At 41.1% G+C, this 5,959-nt stretch carries 6 protein-coding genes; 2 read left to right on the top strand and 4 right to left on the bottom strand.

What is annotated here, in order from left to right:
* From CXF78_RS11610 to pbpG, 4 genes are all read right to left on the bottom strand, one after another.
* Window positions 1-843 (bottom strand): MFS transporter (locus tag CXF78_RS11610; protein WP_102036873.1); only part of this gene is annotated, 843 nt, incomplete at its 3' end.
* A 100-nt stretch (window positions 844-943) separates the two neighbouring features.
* Window positions 944-1,564, bottom strand: coding sequence for an FMN-binding negative transcriptional regulator (locus CXF78_RS11605; RefSeq protein WP_257984894.1), 621 nt, complete (start codon window positions 1,562-1,564; stop codon window positions 944-946).
* An 83-nt stretch (window positions 1,565-1,647) separates the two neighbouring features.
* On the bottom strand, window positions 1,648-2,292 hold the full coding sequence (locus CXF78_RS11600; protein WP_102036871.1) for a cupin domain-containing protein: 645 nt from the start codon (window positions 2,290-2,292) through the stop codon (window positions 1,648-1,650).
* 171 nt (window positions 2,293-2,463) lie between these two features.
* Window positions 2,464-3,372, bottom strand: coding sequence for a D-alanyl-D-alanine endopeptidase (gene pbpG / locus CXF78_RS11595; protein WP_102036870.1), 909 nt, complete (start codon window positions 3,370-3,372; stop codon window positions 2,464-2,466).
* A 290-nt stretch (window positions 3,373-3,662) separates the two neighbouring features.
* Between pbpG and CXF78_RS11590 the strand changes: the two genes are divergently transcribed.
* Together CXF78_RS11590 and CXF78_RS11585 are read left to right on the top strand one after the other, a co-directional pair.
* Window positions 3,663-5,015 carry an ATP-binding protein gene (locus CXF78_RS11590; RefSeq protein ID WP_102036869.1) on the top strand — a complete coding sequence of 451 codons (1,353 nt, stop codon included), beginning with the start codon at window positions 3,663-3,665 and terminating at the stop codon, window positions 5,013-5,015.
* 11 nt (window positions 5,016-5,026) lie between these two features.
* Window positions 5,027-5,839, top strand: a complete 813-nt coding sequence (locus CXF78_RS11585; protein WP_011636325.1) for a mechanosensitive ion channel family protein — start codon at window positions 5,027-5,029, stop codon at window positions 5,837-5,839.
* Window positions 5,840-5,959: the final 120 nt, after the last annotated feature.

Below are 5,959 nucleotides of genomic sequence, written 5' to 3'. Positions count from 1 at the left end.
CGAAATCAGTGTCAATAAATCGGGGGCATTTGAACGAGTAAGATATTGGATCAACGAACTGTCCATTTGCGCATAAATAAACATACACAAAATATTCGCAAAAATAAGACCTTGCAGTAATTTATCTTGCCATAAAATCGACATTATTTGCCGCCGATTCATTGCGGCAGGTTTACGCTTAACAGCAGCTGTTGCATCACCCATAACAGGAATGAGTCCATCTGCAACCAGCTCTGGAGCCGATGAATGAGTCTGGCGAGCTTGATGCCTAAAACCCCAGAATAATAATCCCAACAAGGCAGCAAAAGCCGCCGCAGTAATATAAAAACTCGACTGTTTTCCGGTTAAGCCTAACCATACACCTAACATTGGCCCGACAGCGCAACCTACGTTAACGATAAAATACAGAGATTGCATCGCCAGTTCACGGGTTTTGGGATCGTCAATAATGTCGCCAATGGTGGCAGACGTTAGCGGTCGCCATATAGCTGTAGCAATAGAACACAGAGTCATGACGACCACATAGCCTTTGACTGAATCGACTTGTGCCAACAATGAAAACGAGATGATATAAAGCACACCAGTAAAGTACATTAACTTATGACGGCCGATTCGGTCGGACAGTGCACTACCAATAAAACTGGTAAATACCGATATAATCGCTGCACTCGACAGCACTAAACCCACTTCTGTGGCGCTTAAGGCAAATTTTTCATACAAAATGACAGCCAAAAAAGGCCACACCATGTAATAACTGCCGCGGGTAATAAACGAGCCAAATAACAGTATCCACATTAATCGGGGAAATTGCTTAAAGCGCGCTACAGAAATATCGCTATGCACTTTTTATCCTTAAAGAGTGATGCTGAAATAGATTATGACAGACTGAATTGATTACATGATTATTAAGGTTAATCTTAACGTGGCGAATACGATTGAACCACTATTTATTACCTAATCCTATGTTATTCTTCATCATATAAGCTAATAGCTGTTTTTCATCAGCCCTATTTGACAGTGATAATCCTTGCGCCACACCTTGTTGATCACTTTGGTTACGGTGCTGCCCTAGTTTTTGCTTTCCTTGTAACTCATCGATGACAATCTTAAAGCCAACAATACCCTTGGCTAATTTTTGTTGATAATCATCGGCAATAAAGCCATCACCTTCTAGCAATGAAGGTTCGTATTGTTGGATGGTAGATTCAAGTACTCGGGCGGTGGTCGCATCATCAGTTAATTCAATAATGCCTTTTGCATGTACTACGCTGTAATTCCAAGTCGGAACAGCTGGATGGGAGTCATACCAGGTGGGTGAGATATAAGAGTGTGGGCCATTGAAAATACACAGCACTTTTGTGTTTTCTATGTGTTTCCAATGGGAATTACTACGAGCAAAATGGCCATACAAGGTACCATTTTCACCCTCTGAGGTAACGAGTAATAAAGGCAAGTGCGAGCCCTCTAAATCGTTAGACACAACAGTCGCAAAACCATATTGGTTAATAAACTGATGGATTAACTCCCTAGACCCCATATCCCACTTATCAGGTACATGCATCATTCACTCTTCACTAAAATAATCAATAACCTCTTATAATGAATGTGATGACTAAATGCCATCGTTTTATGGGTTTGTAGCGATTATTACAAATGGCCTACTTTGACCAAAATCACCGTGTCTTGCTCCACATACGGATTATGCTGACTTAAATGCGGACTGCGGATCCACGTACCTGTAGGATAGCGACCAAGTTCATCGATAAACTCTCCACTAATGACATAGATTTCTTCGCCGCCAAAATGACGGTGCGGTTGAAAGGGTGTCCCCGCGGGCCACTTCACTAATGCAGTCGACTCAGTACCATGTTGATGTAGCGGCATAACTTGCAACTGACCATGACCCGGCAACCATTGTGTTTCATTGGTATTAATGGCCACTTGTTGTGAGTCTGTAGGTTGAAATTGGTGCAGCTTAACCAACAACGTACAACCTTCTAAGCTAAACGGCGCGTGGACAAAACCTTCAGGATTACGTAAATAGGTCCCTGCAGGATAGTCACCGGTTTCATCAGAAAACAGCCCGTCGAGCACTAAAATCTCTTCGCCTAATGGATGAGGGTGTGAGTTAAATTTAGCACCGGCTTGGTATTTAACAATGCTGGTCGCATGGCCTCGCTCGGCTTCTTCACGCGCTAAGCGTTTACGTAATACGCCCGCAGCGGGGCTATTTTGCCATTCAAGATCGGCTGTGTTTATCACCACTCGTTGGCTAAGATCCATGTTTAACATACTGCTACCTTACAACCGTTTAATTGCCACTAGTGTAAGGCTTTAACAATCGATAAAACAGCAGGTACTTTATGGTACCTATGGATGTGAATAAGCCAACATCAAAAGTATATTGATAAAAAAAGCCCATTCAATAAAAGTGAATGGGCGTTAATTGTGGTCATTCAGCGATTAAATACTGTTATTCAGAATCGCTTGACGTTGTTTTTTATAGGCTTTAGCCGATGCAGGGATTGGTGTTGTACGCCCAGTCTCTAGCCAGTTCTTTAATCGGTTGGCATCAGCCATGTGGGTGTATTTACCAAATGAGTCCAGTACCACAAATGCCACTTTACGCTTGTTCATTTCAGTTAACATCACTAAACAATGGCCCGCTTTATTGGTAAAGCCTGTTTTGGTTAATGCAATATTCCAATTGTTTTTAAATACTAGTTTATTGGTGTTTTGAAAATCTAAGGCATAACGTGGTGATTCAAAGTTAACGTGCTTTTTAGTGGTCGAGCTCAGCTTGCCTAATAACGGATATGTTTGACTGGCTTTAAGCAATAATATGAGATCGTTAGCGCTAGATACATTGTCAGGTGACAAGCCTGTTGGTTCAACATAACGTGTTTGGCTCATGCCCAGTGCGGTCGCTTTGTCGTTCATTGCTCGCACAAAAGCCTTAAATCCACCGGGATAATTATGCGCAAGTGAGGTTGCTGCACGATTTTCTGACGACATTAATGTTAATAACAACATGGTTTCACGAGTCACCACGCTGCCTAAACGGACACGTGAATAAATATTGCCCATCACAGGTGAGTCAGTAATTTTTACGGAGATTTTTTCATCTAATGCAAGCTTGGCATCCAATGTCACCATGGCCGCCATTAACTTGGTCACTGACGCTATAGGCACAGGTTGATTTGGATTACTTGAATATAAAACTTCATTGGTGGTTAAGTCGACCAACATAGCACTACCGGAGGCTAACTCTTGCTGAGGTTTGTTTTGCACGGCTTGTGCTGCAAAAGACATTGGGCTGCTCAACGAAGTTGAACATAATAAGGCACAGGCAAACAAGAAACGAAATTTCATCACTCTCACTTGAAAAGATAGACCGGATAATTCACTGAGTATACGATAAAGGATTAGAGCGACAATAGATAAATAGTCATAATTAGTAAGTTTTTAGTAACTTTTTATCATAGATCAAACCAAAAACATTAGTTATGACTAATATTTACTCGTTTTGATTACCACTGTCATCACCTTGCATTGAATCTATCATTATCCATCGTATTCGTTAATGTATGCGTCTGGCACCAATACCGCTTTTTGTTTACTTCATGTTAAGATTAAATAAATCGTTTAAAAAGAGAGTATAGATGGACATTAACTTGCGTTTTTTTAGTCGATTAAATCCATGGCTCAATAGCTTATTTACCTCTAAAGCCACCCTAAAAACAGAGATAGATGAAGCACAACAAGGGCAGATGTCGCTCAAGACCATAGCCAACCAATATCCGCTTCAAGCCCGTCGTGGCCCAATTACTCAGGTGATGCTATATCAGTCACTTTATGCGAGTGATGATTTTGTTGGCCGAGAAAAACAACTCAACCAAATTACCGATGTGATAAACCAATGGCGTAATCATCATGGAGAAATCAGTGCAATTGTCTCGCCAGCGGGATCTGGAGGATCATCTTTTTTAGGCCAACTGCCACCTTTACTGCAAACCATTATTGCCGATGACGCTAAAAAAGCACCGATGCCTAACGTAAAACCGCTGCCGTCCAAGTGGCTTCTGATGAGCTTTTACCAAGCGCCATTAGGCGCAAATGGCGCCATAGCCCATGTTTGTTATTGTTTTGGCATTACGCCACCAAACACCATCACAGAGACAATTGCCGCCATTAACCAACAACCACCACAGCTAATTATGATAGATGATATGCACAAGCTAATGTTGAGAATGATGGGGAATAATCAAGCCTTGGTGACCTTTGCGACTATCGTGATGGAAACGCGTAAACATCATTGTTGGATCATGGGCTGTGAAATATTTGCATGGCAACGATTAAGCGCACAGTATCAAATTCATCACTTTATTAAGCATGTTTTTCAGCTCGATTATTTCAGTGAAACCGAATTAGCCACCATACAAACAAAGCATCTGCTTGATTTAGGGTTAATCAGTAACGACGTGATGAGCAAAGAAACGACTACCACACCCCCTAACAACACCAATAAAAGTACTAAAGAGCAAACAGAGCAAGCAAACATTGAGCAAGTGGATATTGTAAATCCTTATAAAGACCAACTAAAACAGCTGTACACTATCAGCCAAGGGCACCCCAAATTAGCATCATTGTTGCTACAGTATTCTCTCGCGCACCAAGTCGATATCGGTTCGGATAATAGTTCAAATAGTCGTTCAAATAATGGCATTGATATTTGCCGCATTAACTCATCTGTATTGCAACAATGCCAAGACAATGACCTATTTTCAGTCGCTGAAATTTATGTTCATGGTGGCTTACGTGTGAGTCAGCATGCGCATATTTTTGCCATTACGATTGAACAAAGCAGCTTGCAGTTAGAATATTTAGCTCGCCAAGGACTTATTATTGCACAATATTCGCAACAAGATTTTGCCGAGCATTTCTACTTTATTACTCCAACATTAAGCAAAATTATCGCCAACCATTTGGTGAATAACAATAAGTTGTTTAATTAAACGAGGCGACTATGGAAGATTCACGTAAAGCATTACAAGCATTTTTAGATATTATTTCGTTTGATCGAATAATCAGTATTTTACTGCTGTGTCTAATGGCGTGGCTGTTATTGGTATTGATCCAATTTTGCTTAAATCAACTGAATAAAGCGTTGCCTAAATACCGCTTAATTTGGAATCGGTCATACCCTTTTGTGCGTTTATTTGTATGGCTTAGTGTGATTGTTTATTCGATCGTTGGCATTATCGACCCGCATGAAAATCTCATTCTAGCCGTGGTCGGGTCTATCAGTATTGTGGTGGGGTTAGCGACACAGGAACCGGCTAAAAATATGATTGCAGGGTTTATTATCATGATTAACCCGCCATATCGCGTTGGCGACATGGTCACATTGTCAGGCCATTACGGCGAAGTCATTAAGCTAGAATGGAGCGTTACCTGGTTGCGTACTTTTGATGACAATACTGTCATGATCCCCAATGCTGAAGCCTTAAAAACGGCAGTGTCTAATGCCAACAGTGGCGCTTTAGACGAAATGGTTGTGGTAAAATTTACTTTGCCTATGCTTGTTGACCACAAAAAAGCCATTGCCCTTGCCCGCGAAGCCACACAGTGCTCACCTTATACTTTTCTAAATAAGCCCATTATTGTCAATTTAGGTAACGAATATGACTTAGGCGAGTTTTTACAAACCATTACCGTTAAGGCCTACGTAATGGATGTACGTCTAGAGAAAAAGTTCATGAGCGACATTAATATCAGAGTATTGAGTGCGTTTAAAAAAGCACGTTTTTATGATGGACAGCAAACGCCGACACACTAATTTGCGCTATAATCGAGCCAATTAGAGAAGAAATAACAGATTTTTTAGCATTGGGAACACTATTATGACACAAGATGAAATGAAAAAAGCAGCAGGTTGGGCAGCACTGCAGTATGTCAA

Origin of the sequence: Shewanella sp. 11B5, from assembly GCF_002836795.1 — a bacterium.
Lineage (GTDB): Bacteria > Pseudomonadota > Gammaproteobacteria > Enterobacterales > Shewanellaceae > Shewanella > Shewanella frigidimarina.
Note: the sequence above shows the minus strand (reverse complement) of the source record. Positions and strands in the feature narration are given on the sequence as shown.

Coding starts and splice junctions, on each gene's coding strand:
- CXF78_RS11585 (WP_011636325.1), top strand. CDS start 5,027: ATGGAAGATTCACGTAAAGCATTACAAGCATTTTTAGATATTATTTCG.
- pbpG (WP_102036870.1), bottom strand. CDS start 3,372: ATGAAATTTCGTTTCTTGTTTGCCTGTGCCTTATTATGTTCAACTTCG.
- CXF78_RS11605 (WP_257984894.1), bottom strand. CDS start 1,564: ATGATGCATGTACCTGATAAGTGGGATATGGGGTCTAGGGAGTTAATC.
- CXF78_RS11590 (WP_102036869.1), top strand. CDS start 3,663: ATGGACATTAACTTGCGTTTTTTTAGTCGATTAAATCCATGGCTCAAT.
- CXF78_RS11600 (WP_102036871.1), bottom strand. CDS start 2,292: ATGTTAAACATGGATCTTAGCCAACGAGTGGTGATAAACACAGCCGAT.